Origin of the sequence: Dickeya dadantii NCPPB 898 (assembly GCF_000406145.1) — a bacterium.
Taxonomy (GTDB): Bacteria; Pseudomonadota; Gammaproteobacteria; order Enterobacterales; family Enterobacteriaceae; genus Dickeya; species Dickeya dadantii.
Genome location: NZ_CM001976.1, coordinates 2,132,329 through 2,155,157, shown reverse-complemented (window position 1 = coordinate 2,155,157; position 22,829 = coordinate 2,132,329). Strand labels below are relative to the sequence as shown.

18 protein-coding genes are annotated in these 22,829 nt (G+C 54.3%); 8 read left to right on the top strand and 10 right to left on the bottom strand.

Annotation, left to right across the window (positions count from 1 at the left end):
- Positions 1-270: 270 nt before the first annotated feature.
- The 5 genes from ihfB to serC form a co-directional block, all read right to left on the bottom strand.
- On the bottom strand, positions 271-555 hold the full coding sequence (ihfB, locus tag DDA898_RS09950) for an integration host factor subunit beta (protein ID WP_012884945.1): 285 nt from the start codon (positions 553-555) through the stop codon (positions 271-273).
- Positions 556-648: 93 nt separating this feature from the next.
- Positions 649-2,358, bottom strand: a complete 1,710-nt coding sequence (gene rpsA / locus DDA898_RS09945) for a 30S ribosomal protein S1 (protein ID WP_071604526.1) — start codon at positions 2,356-2,358, stop codon at positions 649-651.
- A gap of 69 nt (positions 2,359-2,427) precedes the next feature.
- Positions 2,428-3,114 (bottom strand): (d)CMP kinase, encoded by a 687-nt coding sequence (gene cmk / locus DDA898_RS09940; protein ID WP_013317721.1) that lies wholly within the window; start codon positions 3,112-3,114, stop codon positions 2,428-2,430.
- A 227-nt stretch (positions 3,115-3,341) separates the two neighbouring features.
- A complete protein-coding gene (gene aroA, locus DDA898_RS09935; RefSeq protein ID WP_038912525.1) occupies positions 3,342-4,631 on the bottom strand; it encodes a 3-phosphoshikimate 1-carboxyvinyltransferase in 1,290 nt (429 codons plus the stop codon).
- A gap of 91 nt (positions 4,632-4,722) precedes the next feature.
- On the bottom strand, positions 4,723-5,808 hold the full coding sequence (serC, locus tag DDA898_RS09930) for a 3-phosphoserine/phosphohydroxythreonine transaminase (RefSeq protein WP_038911113.1): 1,086 nt from the start codon (positions 5,806-5,808) through the stop codon (positions 4,723-4,725).
- Between the two features lie 266 nt (positions 5,809-6,074).
- On the opposite strand from serC, the gene ycaO reads away from it, so the two are divergent.
- From ycaO to DDA898_RS09905, 5 genes are all read left to right on the top strand, one after another.
- Positions 6,075-7,838, top strand: coding sequence for a 30S ribosomal protein S12 methylthiotransferase accessory factor YcaO (ycaO, locus tag DDA898_RS09925; RefSeq protein WP_013317718.1), 1,764 nt, complete (start codon positions 6,075-6,077; stop codon positions 7,836-7,838).
- 491 nt (positions 7,839-8,329) lie between these two features.
- Positions 8,330-9,187, top strand: coding sequence for a formate transporter FocA (gene focA / locus DDA898_RS09920; RefSeq protein WP_038911112.1), 858 nt, complete (start codon positions 8,330-8,332; stop codon positions 9,185-9,187).
- A gap of 56 nt (positions 9,188-9,243) precedes the next feature.
- On the top strand, positions 9,244-11,526 hold the full coding sequence (pflB, locus tag DDA898_RS09915) for a formate C-acetyltransferase (protein ID WP_013317716.1): 2,283 nt from the start codon (positions 9,244-9,246) through the stop codon (positions 11,524-11,526).
- A 305-nt stretch (positions 11,527-11,831) separates the two neighbouring features.
- Complete coding sequence (gene pflA / locus DDA898_RS09910) at positions 11,832-12,572, top strand: pyruvate formate lyase 1-activating protein (protein WP_013317715.1); 741 nt, start codon at positions 11,832-11,834, stop codon at positions 12,570-12,572.
- Positions 12,573-13,167: 595 nt separating this feature from the next.
- Complete coding sequence (locus tag DDA898_RS09905) at positions 13,168-14,097, top strand: LysR family transcriptional regulator (RefSeq protein WP_038911111.1); 930 nt, start codon at positions 13,168-13,170, stop codon at positions 14,095-14,097.
- A gap of 25 nt (positions 14,098-14,122) precedes the next feature.
- On the opposite strand, the gene DDA898_RS09900 is transcribed toward DDA898_RS09905, so the two are convergent.
- Complete coding sequence (locus tag DDA898_RS09900) at positions 14,123-15,271, bottom strand: MFS transporter (protein WP_038911110.1); 1,149 nt, start codon at positions 15,269-15,271, stop codon at positions 14,123-14,125.
- Positions 15,272-15,390: 119 nt separating this feature from the next.
- Positions 15,391-16,299: a LysR family transcriptional regulator gene (locus DDA898_RS09895; RefSeq protein WP_038911109.1), complete on the bottom strand. Its 909-nt coding sequence runs from the start codon at positions 16,297-16,299 to the stop codon at positions 15,391-15,393.
- A 102-nt stretch (positions 16,300-16,401) separates the two neighbouring features.
- Between DDA898_RS09895 and DDA898_RS09890 the strand changes: the two genes are divergently transcribed.
- The 3 genes from DDA898_RS09890 (at position 16,402) to DDA898_RS09880 (ending at position 18,992) form a co-directional block, all read left to right on the top strand.
- Positions 16,402-17,277: an MBL fold metallo-hydrolase gene (locus DDA898_RS09890; RefSeq protein WP_038911108.1), complete on the top strand. Its 876-nt coding sequence runs from the start codon at positions 16,402-16,404 to the stop codon at positions 17,275-17,277.
- A gap of 286 nt (positions 17,278-17,563) precedes the next feature.
- Positions 17,564-18,208, top strand: a complete 645-nt coding sequence (locus DDA898_RS09885) for a DsbA family protein (protein WP_013317709.1) — start codon at positions 17,564-17,566, stop codon at positions 18,206-18,208.
- Positions 18,209-18,386: 178 nt separating this feature from the next.
- Positions 18,387-18,992 carry a glutathione S-transferase family protein gene (locus tag DDA898_RS09880; RefSeq protein ID WP_038911107.1) on the top strand — a complete coding sequence of 202 codons (606 nt, stop codon included), beginning with the start codon at positions 18,387-18,389 and terminating at the stop codon, positions 18,990-18,992.
- Positions 18,993-19,171: 179 nt separating this feature from the next.
- On the opposite strand, the gene dmsD is transcribed toward DDA898_RS09880, so the two are convergent.
- The 3 genes from dmsD to DDA898_RS09865 all read right to left on the bottom strand — a co-directional run bounded on the left by dmsD (position 19,172) and on the right by DDA898_RS09865 (position 22,825).
- Entirely contained in the window at positions 19,172-19,786 is a 615-nt protein-coding gene (gene dmsD / locus DDA898_RS09875; RefSeq protein ID WP_038901071.1) for a Tat proofreading chaperone DmsD, read from the bottom strand.
- 293 nt (positions 19,787-20,079) lie between these two features.
- Complete coding sequence (gene serS, locus DDA898_RS09870) at positions 20,080-21,375, bottom strand: serine--tRNA ligase (protein ID WP_013317706.1); 1,296 nt, start codon at positions 21,373-21,375, stop codon at positions 20,080-20,082.
- A 106-nt stretch (positions 21,376-21,481) separates the two neighbouring features.
- Complete coding sequence (locus DDA898_RS09865; protein ID WP_013317705.1) at positions 21,482-22,825, bottom strand: replication-associated recombination protein A; 1,344 nt, start codon at positions 22,823-22,825, stop codon at positions 21,482-21,484.
- Positions 22,826-22,829: the final 4 nt, after the last annotated feature.

The following is a 22,829-nucleotide window of genomic DNA, read 5'->3' as shown; positions in this document are numbered from 1 at the left end:
CTTTTATAGAAATTTATTATTGATATTTAATGATTTTTTATATAGTCACCCGACTGTGCACATACCACGCCTAGATCAGGCTTAATGATTAAATTATTCTTTTTTATGTATCGCCGTATAGGGGAAACATGTGGGCCGGACAGAAAAAGCGCATCAATGAAAAGTACGTCAGGCAAGAAGCCGTGGGGAAATGATCGATAACACATTGTTGTGACAAAAAATAGCACCCGGCAGGGTGCTATCTATGAAAAAGGCGTTACAGCTGGTTAATCAGCCATAAATGTTGGCGCGATCGCGTAATTCTTTACCTGGTTTAAAATGAGGAACGTATTTACCTTCCAGTTCCACTTTCTCACCAGTTTTCGGATTACGGCCCACACGCGGTGCACGGTAGTGGAGTGAAAAACTGCCAAACCCGCGGATTTCGATGCGATCACCGCTGGCCAACGTTGTGGCCATCTGTTCCAACATCTCTTTTACCGCATCCTCAACCACCTTGGCCGGGATATGAGATTGCTGTCCAGCAAGTCTTTCGATAAGTTCAGACTTGGTCATGATTCCTCCAAGCATGTGGTTAGTTAATGCCACGTTAACTTACTACCGTTTGAGGCCGAGCGGCAAGCATCGCCGCCGCCCAACCCACCATCATTACTCGCCTTTTGCAGCTTTGAAAGCTTCCGCCATGGCGTTAGAGAAATTGCCTTCTTCCTGTTTGTTGTTAACAGAAGCGATAGCATCTTTCTCGTCAGCTTCATCCTTGGCACGGATGGACAGGCTGACAACGCGGTTTTTGCGATCAACGCCAGTGTATTTGGCTTCGATCTCATCACCCACGCTCATAACCAGCGTTGCGTCTTCGATGCGGTCACGGGAAGCTTCAGAAGCGCGCAGGTAACCTTCAACACCGTCAGCTAATTCAACTGTAGCACCTTTGGCGTCAACCGCGGTGACTTTACCTGTAACAATTGCACCTTTCTTGTTAACAGACAGGTAGTTGTTGAACGGGTCTTCAGCCAGCTGTTTCACGCCCAGGGAGATACGCTCACGCTCGGCATCAACCTGCAGAACCACAGCAGCGATTTCGTCGCCTTTCTTATATTCGCGAACGGCTTCTTCGCCAGCTACGTTCCAGGAGATGTCAGACAGGTGCACCAGACCATCGATGCCGCCATCCAGACCGATGAAGATACCGAAGTCAGTGATGGACTTGATCTTGCCTTCTACGCGGTCACCCTTGTTGTGGGTTTCAGCGAACTGCTGCCACGGATTGGCTTTGCACTGTTTCAGGCCCAGGGAGATACGACGACGTTCTTCGTCGATGTCCAGAACCATAACTTCCACCACGTCGCCCACGTTAACCACTTTGGACGGATGGATGTTCTTGTTGGTCCAGTCCATTTCAGATACGTGTACCAGACCTTCAACGCCTTCTTCGATTTCTACGAAGCAGCCGTAATCAGTCAGGTTGGTTACGCGACCAGTCAGCTTGGTGCCTTCCGGATAGCGTTTAGCGATAGCAACCCACGGATCTTCGCCCAGCTGTTTCAGGCCCAGGGATACACGGGTACGCTCGCGGTCGAACTTCAGCACTTTAACAGTGATTTCGTCGCCCACATTGACGATTTCGCTCGGATGCTTAACGCGTTTCCAGGCCATGTCGGTGATGTGCAGCAGGCCGTCAACGCCGCCCAGATCGACGAATGCACCGTAGTCAGTGAGGTTCTTGACGATACCTTTGACTTCCATGCCTTCCTGCAGGTTTTCCAGCAGCTGATCGCGCTCGGCGCTGTTTTCAGACTCGATAACGGCACGACGGGAAACAACAACGTTGTTGCGTTTCTGGTCCAGCTTGATCACTTTGAACTCAAGCTCTTTGCCTTCCAGATGCAGGGTGTCACGTACCGGACGGACATCAACCAGAGAACCCGGCAGGAATGCACGGATACCGTTCAGCTCAACGGTGAAACCGCCTTTCACTTTACCGTTGATAACACCGGTAACAGTGGCGGATTCTTCGTAAGCTTTTTCCAGCATCAGCCATGCTTCGTGACGTTTAGCTTTTTCACGGGACAGCAGAGTTTCGCCGAAGCCGTCTTCTACCGCATCCAGAGCTACGTCTACTTCATCACCAACCTGGATTTCAATTTCACCCTGCGCGTTTTTGAACTGCTCTACCGGAATGGCAGATTCAGATTTCAGGCCGGCATCAACCAGGACAACGTCCTTGTCAATAGCAACCACAACGCCACGAACGATGGAACCCGGGCGGGTTTCAATTTCTTTCAGGGATTCTTCAAAGAGTTGAGCAAAAGATTCAGTCATGTTGATAATCTTTGGGTTTTTAAATTTAACGTCCATCTGGCTTCCTGCTCGATGGGGTTGTTTCACATCCCCGCCACATCCTTGCGGCGAGGTAAAAAAACAGTATCAGGCCAGTTGAGGCAATATCTGGCGCACATACGCCAACGCCTGCCCGACCACTTCGTCCAGTGTCATATGCGTGGAATCCAACACCAGTGCTTCCGGTGCCGGCACCAGCGGCGCAACCGGTCGATTGCGGTCACGCTCGTCACGCTCTTTAATCTCGGACAAAAGACGTTCAAAGTTAACATTAAAGCCTTTCGCCTGCAACTGGAGCATGCGACGTTTAGCGCGTTCTTCCGCACTGGCATCCAGGAAAATTTTCACTGGCGCGTCAGGGAACACCACCGTTCCCATATCGCGGCCATCGGCAATCAGCCCCGGCATTTCGCGAAACGCTCGCTGACGACGCAACAGCGCCTCACGCACCCGCGGAAATACGGCCGCCTGAGACGCCGTATTGCCCACTTCCTGAGTACGAATCTCATTGCTGACATCTTCGCCTTCCAGGATAACTTTCAGTTGCCCGTTTTCCGGCACAAACCGCACATCCAGATGCGACGCTATCGGCACCAGCGCCTCTTCGGAGGCAATATCCACCTGATGATGCAATGCTGCCAACGCCAGCACACGATAAATCGCGCCTGAATCCAACAGATTCCACTGCAGCGCGTTAGCCAGCGCCTTGCACAGGGTTCCCTTGCCCGCACCTCCTGGCCCGTCAACCGTAATTACCGGTGCAGTCACCGCCATCTCTTACTCCTTACCAAACAGGGAAATCGCATGTCATTGCAGACAATACAATAAGTCATTATACCCCGCCGTGGCAGCAAGCGTGAAATTAAAGACTTATTACTGCAAGAAGATCGGGCAAATATTGTGATACTCAGAGTATAACGCTAAATGTTGACGCACAGAGCCATATCGCGGACCTGCGCGTCAGAACATCAACAGAGTCAGAACATTAGCCGTATCAAAAATCAGCCGTGCTGACTCAGACGCTCCAGTTGCAGGAAGTAATCCGGGAACGTTTTGGCGGTACATTTAGGGTCGAGAATGGTGACCGGCGTGTCAGACAACGCCACCAGCGAGAAGCACATCGCCATACGGTGGTCATTGTAAGTGCCGATTTCAGCGGCTTTCAGCTGCGTTGGCGGCGTAATGCGGATGTAATCATGCCCTTCTTCCACCTCGGCGCCGACCTTGCGCAGTTCCGTCGCCATAGCTGCCAGACGATCGGTTTCTTTCACGCGCCAGTTATAGATGTTACGCAGCGTCGTCGTCCCACCCTCGGCAAACAGCGCGGCAGTGGCGATGGTCATTGCCGCGTCGGGGATATGGTTCATGTCCATATCGATGGCGTGGAGATTACCGCGCTGACATTCGATATAGTCGTCACCCCAGCGGATCTCCGCGCCCATTTTCTCCAGCACGTCGGCGAAACGGATATCGCCCTGCACGCTATGACGGCCGACGCCGGTCACACGTACCGTTCCCCCCCGAATAGCCGCTGCCGCCAGAAAATAAGATGCGGACGAGGCGTCGCCCTCCACCAGATAGTGCCCAGGCGACTGATAATGCTGATTACCGGCGACCACGAAAGTCTGGTAATCGTTATTGATCACCGTGATGCCGAAGGTTTCCATCATATGCAGGGTGATGTCGATATAAGGTTTGGAAACCAGATCGCCTTTAATGCTGATGCGCGTATCCTGCACAGCCAGCGGCGCCGTCATTAGCAGCGCAGTGAGAAACTGGCTGGATACCGAACCATCTACACTGATATCTCCACCTATAAAGCCCCCTTGCAGGCGCAACGGCGGATAATTTTCCTGCTCCAGATAGTCGATACGCGCGCCCCCCTGCCGCAACGCATCCACCAGGTGACCAATCGGACGTTCTTTCATACGCGGTTCGCCGGTCAACACGATATCGCCATCAGTCAGGCACAGCGCGGCGGCCAGCGGGCGCATCGCCGTCCCGGCATTCCCTAAAAACAGTTCCAACGGCGTAGACGCCGTTAATGCGCCCCCCACCCCGACGATTTCGCACTCTGTGCGGCTGTCCGACAGGCGATATTCAACACCCAGCGCGCTCAGCGCATTGAGCATATGACGGACATCGTCGCTGTCCAGCAGGTTGGTCAGGCGAGTGGTGCCTCTTGCCAATGCCGCCAGCAACAACGCACGGTTGGAAACACTTTTGGAACCCGGCAGATTGATCGTGCCGTTAATCAATGAAATCGGTTGTAGGGTCAGGGATTCCTGCATGTGAAACATGTTCTCCAAGAGTTAACACAAAAACCCCGGCCAGATAACCGGGGTTTAAAATCAGAAGCAGCACGTTATCGCGCTATATTTATCAGCCGTGGCGACGCTCAAAGTCGACCATGAATTCCGTCAGCGCTTTTACGCCATCCAGCGGCATAGCATTGTAGATGGACGCACGCATACCGCCTACGACACGGTGGCCTTTCAGCGCGTGCAAACCGGCAGCCTGGGCTTCCTGCAGGAACACCGGATCCAGGGCGGCATCAGCCAACTGGAACGGCACGTTCATACGGGAACGGTTGGCCCGCACCACATCGTTACGATAGAAATCACTGCCGTCGATCGCGGCATACAACAGATCGGCTTTGGCCTGATTACGTTTTTCCATCTCCAGCAGGCCGCCCTGCTCTTTCAACCACTTGAACACCATACCGGACAGATACCAGGCAAAGGTCGGCGGCGTGTTGAACATGGAATCGTTATCAGCCAGGGTTTTGTAATCCAGAATCGACGGCAGTTCACGGCGCGCCTTGCCGAGCAGGTCTTCACGCACGATAACCAGTGTCAGACCGGCTGGCCCTACGTTTTTCTGCGCACCGGCGTAAATCACGCCATAGCGACTGACATCCAGCGGGCGGGAAAGGATGCTGGATGAGTAATCCGCTACTACGATTTTGTCGCCGAAATCCGGCGTTTCTTCAATCGCCAGGCCGTCAATGGTTTCATTCGGGCAATAATGGACATAGGCGGCGTCATCCGACAGCGCCCACTCACGCATCGGTTGCACGCCGCGCAAACCGTCAACGCGGGTTTTCACGTCAATGACGTTAGGGGTAAGGTATTTTTCAGCTTCCTTGACCGAGCTGTGCGCCCAGTAGCCGCCATCGATATAGTCGGCTTTGGTGCTATCGCCCAGCAGGTTGAGCGGAACCGCCGCAAACTGCGCACGCGCACCGCCATGACAGAATAGCACTTTATAATTCGAGGGGATTTTCAGTAAATCACGCAAATCCTGCTCAGACTCGCCGGCCACTTGCATGAACTCTTTACTGCGGTGGCTGATCTCCATTACCGATGTACCCAGCCCATGCCAGTTGCACAGTTCCTGCTCTGCACGACGCAACACTTCTACCGGTAACATGGCCGGACCGGCACTAAAATTAAAAACCTGAGTCATTTCCCCTCACCACCTATAAATAGCGACCTGTCTAAGTCGCATCAGTTTACCCTGCTATCGGTTTTATCACTCGTTTTTCCTGCCTGCAACGCTTATTGCCCCTGATGTCCGAAAACTTGCGCACTGGTTCGCCTGTTATCGTCCCCGGCGATACATCTGTTACATCGTCGTCGGAACGCGCCGCGCAATACGCAACATGCAGGATAGAGTCAGCACACAAAACCACGTATGATGCAGCCTTCTCATCACACATTCAGGTTCGAACCATGACCCAAACGTTTATCCCAGGCAAAGACGCCGCCCTGGAAGATTCCATCGCCCGTTTTCAACAGCAGCTCCTCAACCTGGGGTTCAACATCGAAGAAGCCTCCTGGCTGAATCCGGTGCCCAACGTCTGGTCGGTACATATTCGTGACCGCGACTGCGCTCTGTGCTTCACCAATGGCAAGGGCGCGACCCGGAAAGCCGCGCTGGCTTCCGCGCTGGGCGAGTACTTCGAACGTCTGTCCACCAACTACTTTTTTGCCGATTTCTATCTGGGCCAGCAGATCGCTGAAGGTGACTTCGTGCATTACCCTGACGAGAAGTGGTTCCCGCTTCCCGAGGACGACAGCCTGCCGGAAGGCATTCTGGATGCACGTCTGCACGCCTTTTATGACCCGGAGCAGCAGTTGATCGCCAGCGATCTGGTGGACCTGCAATCAGGCAATCACCACCGCGGTATCTGCGCCCTGCCGTTTACCCGTCAGTCCGACCAGCAGACGGTTTATATCCCGATGAACATCGTCGGCAACCTGTATGTGTCGAACGGCATGTCCGCCGGCAATACCCGTAATGAAGCGCGGGTTCAGGGCTTGTCTGAAGTATTCGAACGTTATGTGAAGAATCGTATTATCGCCGAAGCGATTAGCCTGCCGGCGATTCCGGCCGAGGTGCTGTCACGTTATCCAGGCGTGGTGGAAGCCATTGCCACGCTTGAGCAGGAAGGTTTCCCGATTTTCGCCTACGACGCCTCTCTCGGCGGCCAGTACCCGGTGATCTGCGTTGTGCTGTTCAACCCGGCCAATGGCACCTGCTTTGCCTCGTTTGGCGCCCATCCGGATTTCGGTGTGGCGCTGGAGCGAACCGTCACCGAATTACTGCAAGGCCGGGGGCTGAAAGACCTGGACGTGTTTACGCCGCCAACCTTCGATGATGAGGAAGTGGCGGAGCACACCAATCTGGAAACTCACTTTATCGATTCCAGCGGTCTGATTTCCTGGGATCTGTTTAAAAATCAGGCAGACTATGCGTTCGCCGACTGGAACTTCAGCGGCACCACCGAGCAGGAGTTCGCAACGCTGATGGCGATCTTCAATAAAGAAGACAAAGAGGTATATATCGCGGATTACGAACATCTGTCGGTTTACGCCTGCCGTATTCTGGTTCCGGGTATGTCGGACATCTACCCGGCGGAAGACCTGTTGCTGGCGAATAACAGCATGGGTGCGCATCTGCGCGAAACCCTGCTGTCCTTGCCAGACAGCCAATGGGAAAAAGCGGATTATCTGGCCCTGTTGCAACAACTGGACGACGAAGGACTGGATGACTTTACCCGCGTACGCGAACTGTTAGGAATAGCGACCGGCAAAGACAACGGCTGGTTCACACTGCGTGTTGGCGAACTGAAATCCATGCTGGCCCTGGCAGGCGGAGACCTGGAGCAGGCATTGAGCTGGGCGGAATGGTCACTGGATTTCAATCAGTCGGTCTTTGCGCCGGCGCGCAGCAATTATTACCGTTGTCTGCAAACGCTGCTGCAACTGGCACTGGAGCCGGAACGCGATCCCGCCCAGTACTACGATGCGTTCGTACGCATGTACGGGCAGGACGCCGTCGGCGCAGCAAGCGCCGCCATTGCCGGCGAGCAGTGCTTTTACGGCCTGTTCACCATCGATGCCGACCTGAAAGCACTGCCGGCCCACCAGTCGTTGCTGGCTGCTTATGAGAAATTGCAACGCGCTAAGCGCCAGCACTGGCAGGTAAAATAAGCCTGAACTGTAGACGACCGGATGATCTTTCGTCATCCGGTCAGTCCTGCCGCCCAGGCAAAGGCTGCATTCCCTATCTGTTTTTTCACAGCATTACCATTAAACAGCCAGATTGATGTTATTCGAAGCCTCGCCAATTCCCTTATTTTTATATGGATATAGGGTATCGCTACGTAATATATATTTTTATAAAAGCCTCATTGTTACCAAATAGTAAATGGCAAATTAAATAATATAAAACTCACGTATAGAATCACTACAAAAACTTATTTTATTTAACGCTAAATAGGTAAATCTCGCCCCTCAATTCAACTGTTTTTGTAATTTTTAAAAAATATTTTTTAATATAAATCAAAAATTTAAATCAAAAACACCCTATAAACCCGCTCCTGATCAGCCTAATAAATTCCAGCGGTATGATCCACGTCAAATTATGCCGAATAACCCTTTGTTAGTATCTCACCGTAGATAAATTTTAAGAGAGAGTTAGTGTGAAAGCTGACAACCCCTTCACCCTGTTATTACCGCCGGCGATGGCGAAAGTCGCTGAAGATGCCGGTGTCTATAAAGCAACAAAACAACCGCTTACTGCGTTTTTTCTGGCGATCACCGCCGGCGTGTTCATCTCAGCTGCATTCGTTTTTTATATCACCGCCACCACAGGTTCTTCATCCATGCCGTATGGTATGGCTAAACTGGTAGGAGGCATCTGCTTCTCTATGGGGTTGATGCTGGTGGTTGTCTGCGGCGCAGATCTGTTTACCTCTACCGTGCTTACCGTGATTGCCAAGGCCAGCGGCCGTATTACCTGGAAACAGTTAGGGTTAAACTGGCTCAACGTTTATTTCGGCAATCTGATCGGAGCCTTATTTTTTGTGGCGCTGATCTGGTTTTCCGGTGAATACATGGTGGCGAATGGGGCCTGGGGGCTGAATGTACTGCAAACGGCTAACCACAAGCTGGAGCATACGTTTGTTGAAGCGTTGTGCCTCGGGATACTGGCGAACCTGATGGTCTGTCTGGCGGTCTGGATGAGCTACTCTGGTCATACTCTGACTGACAAAATGCTGGCCATGATCCTCCCGGTCGCTATGTTCGTCGCCAGCGGCTTCGAGCACAGTATCGCCAACATGTTCATGATTCCAATGGGAATTATAATTAAGGACTTCGCTCCGGATGCATTCTGGCATGCTGTCAGCATGACGCCGGGCCAGTTTGAGCACTTAACCGTCAGCAACTTTATTGTCGATAACCTGATTCCTGTCACGATCGGCAACATCATTGGCGGTGGATTGCTGGTAGGGTTGACTTACTGGGTCATCTATTTGCGCGGTGGAGATCAGCACTAAGCTGCTGTCGGCCGCAACGTCGGGTTATAAAAATCCAAATCAAAGGTAGGTGTAATATGACCGAACTTAATCAGAAACTCGCCCAGGCTTGGGAAGGTTTTAGCAAAGGCGAATGGCAGAATGGCGTCAACGTACGTGACTTCATTCAGAAAAACTATGCGCCGTATGAAGGTGATGAATCCTTTTTGGCTGGTGCTACCCCGGCAACGACTAAACTGTGGGATGCCGTTATGGAAGGCATCAAACAGGAAAACCGCACTCACGCGCCGGTTGACTTCGATACCAATGTAGCGGCCACCATTACCTCTCATGATGCCGGTTATATCAACCAGAAACTGGAACAAATCGTCGGTCTGCAGACCGATGCGCCATTGAAACGTGCGCTGATTCCGTTCGGCGGTATCAAAATGGTTGAAGGCTCCTGTAAGGTTTATGGCCGTGAACTGGATCCGCAACTGAAAAAAATCTTCACCGAATACCGTAAAACCCATAACCAGGGTGTATTCGATGTTTATACACCGGATATCCTGCGCTGCCGTAAATCCGGCGTACTGACCGGTCTGCCGGACGCTTACGGCCGTGGCCGTATCATCGGCGACTACCGTCGCGTTGCTCTGTACGGTATCGACTACCTGATGGCGGACAAATTCGCCCAGTTCACTTCCCTGCAGTCCAAACTGGAAAACGGTGAAGATCTGGAAGCGACTATCCGCCTGCGTGAAGAAATCGCTGACCAGCACCACGCTCTGTCGCAAATCAAAGAGATGGCAGCGAAGTATGGCTGCGATATCGCCGGCCCGGCAACTAACGCCAAAGAAGCGGTTCAGTGGACTTACTTCGGCTATCTGGCTGCGGTGAAATCTCAGAACGGCGCCGCCATGTCCTTCGGTCGTGTCTCCACCTTCCTGGATATCTTCATCGAACGTGACCTGAAAGCAGGCAAAATCACCGAACAGGACGCTCAGGAACTGATCGACCATCTGGTGATGAAACTGCGTATGGTGCGTTTCCTGCGTACCCCGGAATACGATGAACTGTTCTCCGGCGACCCGATCTGGGCAACCGAGTCTCTGGCGGGTATGGGTCTGGACGGCCGCACGCTGGTTACTAAAAACAGCTTCCGTTTCCTGAACACCCTGTACACCATGGGGCCGTCTCCGGAACCGAACATGACCATTCTGTGGTCTGAAAAACTGCCGCTGAACTTCAAGAAATTCGCCGCTAAAGTGTCTATCGACACCTCTTCTCTGCAGTATGAGAACGATGACCTGATGCGTCCGGACTTCAACAACGACGATTACGCGATCGCCTGTTGCGTCAGCCCGATGGTAGTCGGTAAACAAATGCAGTTCTTCGGCGCCCGCGCTAACCTGGCGAAAACCATGCTGTACGCCATCAACGGCGGCGTGGACGAAAAACTGAAAATGCAGGTGGGTCCGAAATCCGAACCGATCAAAGGCGACGTGCTGCACTTTGACGAAGTGATGGATCGTATGGATCACTTCATGGACTGGCTGGCTAAGCAGTATGTCACCGCGCTGAACATCATTCACTACATGCACGACAAGTACAGCTATGAAGCTTCACTGATGGCGCTGCACGATCGTGACGTGTTCCGTACCATGGCGTGCGGTATCGCCGGGCTGTCCGTAGCGGCTGACTCCCTGTCCGCTATCAAGTATGCCAAAGTGAAACCGGTTCGTGACGAAAACGGTCTGGCTATCGACTTCGATATCGAAGGCGAATACCCGCAGTTCGGTAACAACGACTCGCGCGTTGATGACCTGGCTTGCGACCTGGTTGAACGTTTCATGAAGAAAATTCAGAAACTGAATACCTACCGTGGTGCTACGCCGACTCAGTCCGTACTGACCATCACCTCCAACGTGGTATACGGTAAGAAAACCGGTAATACCCCGGATGGTCGTCGCGCTGGTGCGCCGTTCGGACCGGGTGCCAACCCGATGCACGGTCGTGACCAGAAAGGCGCTGTCGCTTCTCTGACTTCTGTGGCTAAACTGCCGTTCGCCTACGCGAAAGACGGTATTTCCTACACCTTCTCGATTGTGCCTAACGCGTTGGGTAAAGACGACGACGTGCGTAAAACCAACCTGGCAGGCCTGATGGATGGTTACTTCCACCACGAAGCCAGCATCGAAGGCGGTCAACACCTGAACGTCAACGTGATGAACCGTGAAATGCTGCTGGATGCGATGGAAAACCCGGAAAAATATCCGCAGTTGACCATCCGTGTATCCGGTTATGCCGTTCGCTTCAACTCGCTGACCAAAGAACAGCAGCAGGACGTCATTACCCGTACTTTCACTCAGTCTATGTAATTACATGTCTGTCTGAAAAGGCGTAAACTAAAGGCTCCACATCGGTGGGGCCTTTTTATAGCGGGTATCCTGCCCGTCTCCCTTGTGGGCCGCCGCAAGCGGCGTTAAAAATTTCTCCCGGAAATTTTTTCACCACTCCCGCCGGAATAATCAGAACCTGTTTTGTCAGCCGGCTACCGAATCCCGGCTGGCGGGCTGACAAAACAGATTCGACGCAGAGCGAATGCTGTGGCCGTCCGCGCCGCAGCTCCGCTACTGCGCTCACGAAGGCCGCTATTTCTCGGCCCAACCTGGAGAAACCTTGCATGTCAGTTATTGGTCGCATTCACTCTTTCGAATCCTGCGGTACCGTAGACGGTCCCGGTATTCGCTTTATCACTTTTTTTCAGGGTTGCCTGATGCGTTGCCTCTACTGCCACAACCGCGACACCTGGGATACCCATGGCGGCAAGGAAGTTACCGTAGAAGAATTGATGAAGGAAGTGGTGACCTATCGCCATTTTATGAATGCGTCCGGCGGCGGCGTAACGGCATCCGGCGGCGAGGCCATTCTGCAGGCAGAATTCGTTCGTGACTGGTTCCGCGCCTGTCACGAGCAAGGTATTAATACCTGTCTGGACACCAACGGTTTTGTCCGCCGTTACGACCCGGTTATTGACGAACTGCTGGACGTGACGGATTTGGTGATGCTTGACCTTAAGCAACTCAACGATGAGGTGCACCAAAATCTGGTCGGGGTATCTAATCACCGTACGCTGGATTTTGCCCGTTATCTTGCCAAGCGTAACCAGAGAACCTGGATTCGCTATGTGGTGGTCCCCGGCTGGAGCGATGACGACGCTTCCGCTCACCAGTTGGGGGAGTTCACTAAAGACATGCACAACATTGAAAAAATCGAGCTGTTGCCTTACCACGAACTGGGCAAACACAAGTGGACGGCTATGGGCGAGGAGTACAAGCTGGACGGCGTCAAACCGCCCAAAGCAGACACCATGGACCGCATCAAGTCTATTCTGACCAGTTATGGTCACAAAGTGGTGTACTAACCCCCCCTGTCCTCGGTGAAGAATGGCGCCGGTTGAATCAGCGCCGAATGCGCCTCTCTACCGAAGCTATTTTTTCGCCAGCCAGCGTTAACGTCAGCCGCAAACGATCACCGGCTGGCGTTGATCATCGACACCCTGCAATCTACCCGCCAAATATCGGCCGATAACTCGTGACCAAGCCGCCTTTCTAAAATATCCATGCTTACCACGCGCCACAATCAGCGAGATAGTATGTCTGAAATTCCACGCCTTTTGAGGCACAGTGTTTTATGTTCATCGCTCGCGTGGAATGACTGGCCTTGCTTTACTGTAACCTTGTTTTGTCGTGCTTTTTTCTTCCCGCAACAATCAGAAGCAAACTCACGGCGGAGAAACAAATAATCATAGATATTATATGGCAGGCAATAGTATACCCAGCCCGATGCGGCATACTGAAAAAGAACCTAGGTGTCGTGCATAAGCCACATTATTGCAGTGCGAATACCGCCCAAATCGAGCGGCTTGCGCGTACCATAAAGGGAAAATACATTGAATAAAATCGATTTATTTCAATGCTAACAGTTAAAATGGCTATGTGTTCAGGGGCACATTCATTATGCGGCTCGACAAACTGGAAATTCGCTGGCTGAAACTATTCTGCAAAATTGTTGAGAAAAAAGGCATCACCAACGCACAAGACGCCACCGGGCTGAGCCAGCCGGTACTAAGCCACTACCTTTCCCGGCTGGAAGACACGTTGGGGTTGATTTTGTGTGAACGCGGCCGCGGTGGTTTCTCGCTAACTACCGAAGGTGAAGTGGTCTATCAGGAAGCGCGATCGGTGATTGCCACGCTGGATGACTTCGCCAACCGTCTGGCCCGCATCAAACATGAACTGATAGGCGAGGTGCGGATTGGTTGTCTGGATAATATCGTTTCTCATCCGGATCAAGCCGTTGCGCTGGCAATTCGCCGCCTGTTCGAGCTAAGTCCCGATGTCTCAATGAACCTGAGCATCAGCGACCATCATGCCCTGATGGAACGACTGCGCAACAGCGAGCTGGATGTGGTATTAACGGTTCTGCCGGCCGATGCGCCGCCGGATCTTTTCTTCCAGCCCGCATTTATTGAGCACAGTTCATTTTACGCCGCCGTTGAACACGCCGAACGCATCGAACAAGAGTGGCGCAACGGCACTCTGAACCCGAAACGGCTGCTGATTAGCGGTTACCCCATAAGTGAAGTCTGCAAACAGCTGGGGCCAGTAGCCAAACAGGGGCAACAGAGCATAGTCTGTAACGAGGAAGGTTGCATGCTACTGATTCTGGCCGGCACCCATGTAGGTTTTCTGCCGGACCACTACGCTTCTCGCTGGGTACAGGAGGGGAAACTGACCGCCATCGCGCCGGATAGCCTGCAACTCAGCAGTATTTTTTATCTGGTCCGCAATGCCAAACAGCGGCTGAGCCCGGTCGCCGAAGTATTGTGGAACAATATCGTTGAGGCCGGGCAACTTTCCCTGACCGGCCGTCGTCGCCAGTCATGAAGTAGTCGGACCTGAAATCACGCGCTCACACCGCCAGCGGCCGGGGATGATGATCGGCTTTCTTCATCAATATGATCAGGTATCCCAGCGATACCGCCGCAATAAGTACGAACAACAACTGGTCGGAATAAGTCTGCATCAGCATTGCCGCCAGGCTCGGGCCACACAGGCTGCCGATGGTATAACTGAGCAACAACGCCTGATTCATGGCTACCAGCTCGCTGGGCGCCACCTTTTCACACGCCCACGACATCGCCACCGGATATAACGTGAACCCGGCGGCGCCGAGCAGAAACAGCGACGGAGCCATGCTGTATCGCCCCGGAGCCAGCATGACCAGCGAGCCGAGAATGACGGCGAAAACCAGCACCCGCAGTACCGATAATCGCCCATAACGATCCGCCATCCGCCCGACCGGCCACTGCCCGAGGATGCCGGCGCTGATCAATAACGCCATCCAGTAGCCGACGTTAGCATCGCTCATGCCCTGATGGGCCAGATATAGCGGCATCAAGCCATACAAGGAGCCAAGAATGATCCCGGAAATCACGCATCCCTGAATGCCTAGTCGGGCGGTACGATAACGCAACATGCGCCAGACATTGACGCGCTGAGTGACGGGCTGCGGCGGCGGAATGCGGGCAAACAACAGCGGCAGCACCGCCAGCAGCGTCAACGCCACCAGCCAGGGCAAAATGCTGAATAATGCGGTTGGCACCATCCCCAACAGCAGTTGCCCTACTACGCTGCCCAGATAGTAGGCCATCATGTAAGCAGCCAGCAGTTGCCCCCGGTTGAGCGCATTACCACTGCACAACAGCGCGCTTTCCACTATCACCCAAATCAGCGCGCAAGCGACACCGGCGACAAAGCGCCACAGCATCCAGCTCCCGACATCCGGCGACAACGCCAGCGCTGCGGTCGCCAGCCCAAACATCAGGGTAGCCAGATAATAACTGCGGTTAAAACCATAGAGCCGAATCAACCCGCCAGCCACCAGCGTTCCCAGCAAGTTGCCGCTAAAATAGGCCGAACCTACCACGCCGACCTGCCAGACCGGCAATTGACGATCATTGAGCCATAACGGCACCAGCGTATTCAAAACGGCCAGACAAACAGTAAGCAGCAACAGCCCGCAGAGCAGCAGTAACACCGGGCGCGTATAGGTTGACATGGAGAGACAAACCGGAAAGAGAGGATATTTTGCGCGCATCATGCCACTGGCAATGGCAAAGTCAATCGCCTTGTTATCCGCTGCCGCACAATTTGCTCATCTGTCGATACAGGTTCGTTTCAGCGGCGAGAAACCCGTTTCCATTCCAGGTTGCTATCGAACCATTCCGCCAGAAAATCCACCAATGCCCGCAGTGCGGACGGCATACGTTCACGGGAGTGATAAACCGCATAAATGTCCAGTTCCTGTGGTTGTACTTCGGGAAACAGGGCAATAAGCCGCTTGCTGGCGATCAGATCCGTGACGGAATAAACCGGTTGCAGACTTACGCCTGCGCCATTCAACGCCGCCTCCAGCAACATCAGCGAGTCATTGGCGCTGAAACTGCCGCTGACCGGTATCGCCACGGCCTCAACTTTGCGGGTAAAACGCCACAGGCTCTTGCCAAAAAAGGAATAGGTCAGGCAGTTATGCACCGCCAGATCCTCCACACGCTGCGGCGTGCCATGTTCGGCCAGATAGGATGGCGCCGCGCACACCACCGACGGGCATCCCCCCAGCCGGCGGGCGATGAGCCCCGAGTCCAATTGGCTGGTAATGCGAATCGCCAGATCGATACGCTCCTCGATCAGATTCAGGGTCTGACTCGCCACCTGCAGGTCAACGGCCGTCTTGGGATAACGCCGCAGATAGGTGGTGATCGCCGCCACCAGCGTCGTTTGCGCCAGTGACGGGGAGCAGGTCAATCGCATTAGCCCGGAGGGTTCCTTTCTACCGCGGGAAGGCATCTCCAGTTTTTGCGACACCGCAATCAATTCACGGCAGTGCCGCAATACCGCCTCACCCTCGCTGGTCAGGCTCAGTTGCCGGGTGCTGCGATGTAATAATCGGGCTTCAGCCCAGCGTTCCATTTCGGCCAGATAGCGCGTCACCATGGCGCGCGACATCTCCAGCGCCTGCGCCGCCCCCGTTAGGCTACCCTGCTCGGTTATGGCGACAAAGACCTGCGCAGCGGTAATTCTATCCATCATTCGTCCGTTTTATGCAACAAAGCTGTCCGGCAGACAGAGTTTTTCTTTACTAAAATGAAATTTACCATGACGCCATCTTATTCAGAAAGGTGTATTACCATGTTAAAACAAACCCTGCTCGCCACCCTATTCGCTTCCATGGCGTTTTCCGCCTCCGCTGCCCTGAAGATGGAGGTTTACAACCCCGGTGAAAAATCAGTCTTCCCGGTATCGTCTGAAATCATTACCGGTGAACATGATGCCTTGCTGATCGACGCCCAGTTCCAGCGTAACGATGCCGAAAAGCTGGTGGAAAAAATCCGCGCCACCGGAAAGAACCTGAGAACCATCTATATCAGCCACAGTGATCCGGATTTTTATTTCGGACTGGATGTGCTGAAAGCCGCATTCCCTACCGCGCAGATCGTCGCTACGCCGCAGACCATCTCCGCCATCAACGCCACCAGGGACAAAAAGGTGGCTTACTGGGGACCGATTCTGAAAGAGAACGCGCCAAAACAGGTCGTGGTGCCGCAGGCACTAAACGCGGACCATTTGACACTCGAAGGCAACGCGATTGACATCGTTGGCCTGAAAGGCGCAACGCCGGACCGCACTTTCGTCTGGATTCCTTCGCTGAAAGCCGTCGTCGGCGGCGTGCATACCGCGGCGAATATCCATGTATGGGCAGCGGATACCCAGACGGTTACCTCGCGTCAACACTGGCTGGCGGATCTGGACGCGATCGATAAGCTTAAACCGACTACCGTAGTGCCGAGCCACTATCTGCCGAATAAAGACGGCTCCGCGCCCTGGTCGCCGAAAAATGTGAAATTTACCCGCCAGTACCTGAAGACCTTCGAGAAAAACGTCCCATCATCGGCCAACAGTACAGCGCTGGTCGAAGCGATGAAACGCGCCTACCCGGACCTCGGCGAGGCCGCCTCGCTGGAGCTGGGCGCCAAGGTCATCAAAGGCGAGATGCAGTGGCCCTGAGAACCAACAGGCAAAAACCAGAGGCGACCGTCAGCGGTTCGCCTCTGGCTCGGGGCGGGTCACTTTTCTTTCAGGTTTGCGATCCCTGATCGCAGAACGGGTGCAGAAAATTACGTCATCGCCTGCTAACTCTCAGGAAATAGACAATAATTAAGGCAGAGCGCCACACGGCGATAATAACGGGCTGCCATTCCCACACTCTCTCGGAAAGGCGCGTGGCGCGATAACCAGTCTCTTTCCCTTTTCTGATGTGCCCGACACCCCGGGCAACATACGGAGCGTATGAATGAACAGGCTACACTACATCTTCGACCCGCTGTGCGGTTGGTGTTACGCCGCAGCGCCGTTAATCCATGCAGCCCGTAAAATCGAAGGGTTGCCTGTTGTGCTGCACGCCGGCGGCATGATGACCGGACCGAACCGACGCCGCATTACCCCGGAATGGCGGGATTATGTTCAACCGCATGACCGCCGCATTGCCCAGATGAGCGGTCAACCGTTTGGCGATGGCTATTTCAACGGCCTGCTCTGGGACGTGACGGCAACGCTGGACTCTGAACCGCCAACGACAGCGATTCTGGCGGCGGAGGAACTGGGCGGCCGGGGACTCGACCTGCTTGAACGCCTGCAACGCGCCCACTATGTCGAGGGTCTGCGCATCTCCGACCCTCCTGTCCTGATGAAAATGGCGGTAGAAATCGGTCTGTCGCTGGACGATTTCGAAAACGCGTGTACCCACTGGCGCGGTCTGCCGACTCGCAAACATATCGAAGAGAGCCGCCAATGGCTTACCCAGTCGGGCGGTGCGGGTTTTCCGACGCTGGTCTTCGCGGTAGACGATATCTTCACCACGCTGAATATTGCTCCCTGGCTGGGTCGCCCTGACGACTGGCATGACTACCTGGTAAAACTGGTGGCAGACAATCAGTAAGCTGCGCCCAACCCGCTTTTCCACCACGACCACGCGATTGGAAACAGCGGGTTGCCTGTACCGCTGGCAAAAAAATACAGCCACACGGCAGAAAGAAAATGGGTTTTAGTCCTCTCTTTTTGTCGCCGCCCGCGGTGTGACATCGCAGTATTTCCCCCCTGCCGACAGGACGTTCCCCATGATTCGTGTTCATCATTTGAATGGCTCCCGCTCACAGCGGGTTTTATGGCTACTGGAAGAGCTGGATGTCCCTTACGACGTCATCAATTATCAGCGCAACAAAGCCACCCTGCGCGCCCCACATGCCTTGCGGGATATTCATCCGCTGGGGAAAGCGCCGGTAGTTGAACACGATGGTCAGGTGCTGGCGGAAACCGGTTTAATCCTGGAATATTTGGTGGCCACATTTGGCCCGCAGCTGGCTCCGCCGAGCGACAGCCCAAACATCTGGCGCTATCGCTACTGGATGCACTACGCTGAAGGTTCGCTGATGTCGGCCATGCTGCTGAAACTGGTCGCTCACAAAATGGGACCTTTTGGCTGGCCGATTCGCGGCATGGTCAGCACCCAACTCAATCTGCACTATGGATTTTTGGAACAGGAAGTCGGAAAATTTCCCTGGCTGGCAGGCGATGCGTTTTCAGCCGCGGACATCATGATGGGATTCCCACTGGATATTGCCGCCCAGCGCGGCTGGCTCACCCCGTCACACGCCAATCTCTGGCGCTTACTCGAAGCGATGCGGGCGCGGCCTGCCTGGCAGCGCGCCGCCCGCTACGGTTAACAGCGACATACCGTGACTGTCCCTATTCGTCATGGGATGCGCAGCGAGCCGTGTATTTCTGCAAACCAGACGCCGACTCGCCATCAGACATTGTACCGACGGTATTGCCAGCAGGCTGTAAAGACAACATTCAATCAAGCACAACCCACTCCAAAAACACCGTTCGATAACAACGCTATTCAATAAAACAATGCTTTTTCCATCTGGATTAGCTGGAAGCGTGCCTGCCAATCCTGCAGCGTGATGCGGGTTAACCGCGCCACGCCCTGATAAAACGGGTGACGACAGTGACACTCCAGCAAATCCAGATAGCGCATCGCCCAGGGAAGCAAATGCTCGGTAAGCAATTCCGACAGGCTGTCCGGCTGATTCTCCGCACACCACGCTGCCAGCATCAGCATCAGGCCAATATGGTCCTCCGGCTCGTGCCGATCGCAACGCGGCTCTATCCCCAGCTCTCGCAACCAGCGGCGCAACGCCAGTGTCGAATCACCAAACAACACGTTTTGCCGGTCAAGGTATACCGACCCCCAGGGCGGCGCCGGCACGCCCTCGCCGCTGTTGAATAATCGCCGCCAGGCCACCGACAACGTTTCATCGTAGCCCGGCTGCAAGCCAAGCTGAATTTGCCGGGCGGCAATGGCAATATCAGCCCGGTTTCCACACGGCCATGTCTGTTGCCACATCTGATGTCTCAGGCGTTCAATACACGCTACGTTGTGTTCATCATCCGGCGCGTAATAGAGTAAAGCGCCTAGCAACCGCCCGGTCAGGCTAACGATATGTCTTGGCATAAATCACCTCGTTGACTCTGTCTTCAGGAGGTTTCCCCCCTTGCTCTCATCCTGCCACCACCCGTTCTTTCCTCAGTTGAGTCAGCTCCGGCCAGTGCAACGACAAAAAACTTAGAACCCTGCGAGCCGGCGCTCCATAAGAGGATGCCTGAATCCTCTTATCCATACCGATATCCGCGCGGAATCAGACAATTCCGCGCGCTATGACCGCGGCGAGGTGTGATTTCAGCCATAAAAAAAGCGCCCCGAAGGACGCTTTAACGAGAGAGTAAACGCTGTCGAGGTTGATGGCGTTACCCGATAAACTGCAGGCCATTCATATACGGGCGCAGCACTTCCGGCACTTCAATTCGGCCATCAGCCTGCTGGTAGTTTTCCAGCACCGCGACCAACGCGCGCCCGACCGCCAGACCGGAACCGTTCAGGGTGTGCACCAAACGGGTTTTCTTATCACCCTTGCTGCGACAGCGCGCCAGCATGCGACGCGCCTGAAAATCCCCACAGTTAGAGCAGGAAGAGATTTCACGGTAGGTATTTTGCGCCGGCAGCCAGACTTCTAAATCGTAGGTTTTGCAGGCGCCAAACCCCATGTCGCCGCTGCACAGCAGCACCTTGCGATACGGCAGTTTCAGCAGTTGCAGCACTTTCTCCGCATGGCTGGTTAATTCCTCCAGCGCCTGCATGGAATCCTCCGGACGGACGATCTGCACCATTTCCACCTTATCAAACTGGTGTACACGTATCAGACCGCGCATATCCCGACCATACGACCCGGCCTCAGAGCGGAAACACGGCGTGTGTGCGGTCAGTTTGATCGGCAGCGACTCTTCATCCAGAATTTCGTCACGCACCAGATTGGTTAACGGCACTTCCGCGGTAGGAATCAACGCGTAGTTACTGCTTTCCGCTTCTTCTTCCAGCGGGCGGGTATGGAACAAATCCTCTTTAAACTTAGGTAACTGCCCCGTGCCATACAGCGTGGCATGGTTGACCAGATAAGGAACATACGCTTCCTCATAGCCATGCTCGGCGGTATGCAGGTTGAGCATGAACTGCGCCAGTGCGCGATGCAGGCGGGCAACCTGACCTTTCATCACCGAGAAACGGGCACCGGTCAGTTTTACCCCAAGCGCCATGCTCAGGCCACCGGTCAGTTCCCCTAAATCCACATGGTCGCGCACCGGAAAGTCAAACTGACGCGGTTCGCCCCAGCGCATCACTTCCTGATTTTCCGAATCATCTTTACCAGGCGGGACACAATCATCCGGCATGTTGGGAATCATCAGGGAAATCGTTTCAATGTCATTCAGCACCTGCTGCAATTCAGCTTTGGCTGCGTCCAGTTTCTCGCCCAATTCATTTACGTCGCGTCGCAACGGTTCAATGTCTTCCCCACGCGATTTAGCCGCTCCGATCTCTTTCGATCGGGAGTTACGTTCTGCCTGCAAATTTTCTGTTTCAACCTGAAGCACTTTACGGCGTTCTTCCAGCGTACGCAGCGCTTCCACATCCAGTTTAAAATTTCGGCGAGCCAGTAATTTTTCGGCAACTGCGTCTAGCTCATTACGCAGTAAATTGGGATCGAGCATGCTAGTCCTGTGCTTGTATTATTAAGGGGATATTGATAATTACAGGGCGCCGACAGCGGCGCCGTGCAGCAGAAAATCTCGGAATAACCTTACCGCAACGTTAATGCTAGCGGTAGCGTTTTGTCGGGCTATTTTGATCCTGAGCAGCGAGCCAGGCCAGCTTTTCGCCAATCTTGGCTTCCAAACCCCGCGAAGTCGGCTGATAGTAGTGCGTTTCTGCCATTTCAGGCGGGAAATACACTTCACCGGCGGCGTAAGCGTTATCTTCATCATGCGCATAGCGATATTCGGCGCCCAGCCCCATCTCTTTCATCAGGCGGGTTGGCGCATTGCGCAAGTGCTCCGGCACGTCGTAATCCGGCTTCTCGCGGGCATCATGCATCGCCGATTTAAACGCGGTATACACCGCATTACTCTTCGGCGCACACGCCAGATAGACTATCGCCTGAGCGATGGCGCGCTCTCCCTCCGCCGGACCGACGCGGGTGAAACAATCCCAGGCGGCAATCGCTACCTGCATCGCCCGTGGATCGGCGTTGCCCACATCTTCAGACGCGATAGCCAGCAAACGCCGCGCGACATACAAAGGATCGCCACCGGCGGTGATGATACGGGCATACCAGTACAAGGCGGCATCCGGCGCCGAACCGCGCACCGATTTATGCAGCGCGGAAATCAGGTCGTAATAGCGATCGCCTTTGTTGTCGAAACGGGCGCTACGTTCACCGGATACTTCCTTCAGCAAGGCCGATGTCAATACGCGTTGGCCGCTGGCGTCCACTTCCGCCATATCGGCCATCATTTCCAGTAGATTCAGCGAGCGCCGGGCATCGCCGTTTACCAGCTCAGCCAGCAGGCGGCGGGTGTCGTCCGGCAGAACAATCTGCTGCCCGCCCAGCCCCCGTTCCTTGTCCTGCAACGCCTGATCCAGCACCTGCTCGATATCGTCGGCGCTCAGCGCCTTAAGCAGATAGACACGAGCACGGGACAACAGCGCCGAGTTCAGTTCAAACGACGGGTTCTCAGTGGTGGCGCCAATAAAGGTGATGGTGCCGTCTTCAATGTGCGGCAGAAAGGCGTCCTGCTGGCTTTTATTGAAGCGATGCACTTCGTCCACAAACAGGATGGTACGGCGCCCGGCATCCCGGTTCTGGCGCGCACGCTCAATCGCCTCGCGAATTTCCTTGATGCCGGAGGTCACGGCGGAAATCCGCTCCACATCGGCCTGCCCGTAACGACCAATCAACTCGGCCAGCGTCGTTTTTCCAGTCCCCGGCGGCCCCCACAGAATCATGGAGTGAAGTTGCCCCGCTTCAATCGCGCGCGGCAGCGGTTTGCCAGGCCCCAACAGATGCTGTTGACCGATATATTGCGCCAGCTTGGCCGGCCTCATCCGCGCGGCCAGCGGCTGGAACTGATTACTGGAAAAATCGAGTGACAGGTTGCTCACACAC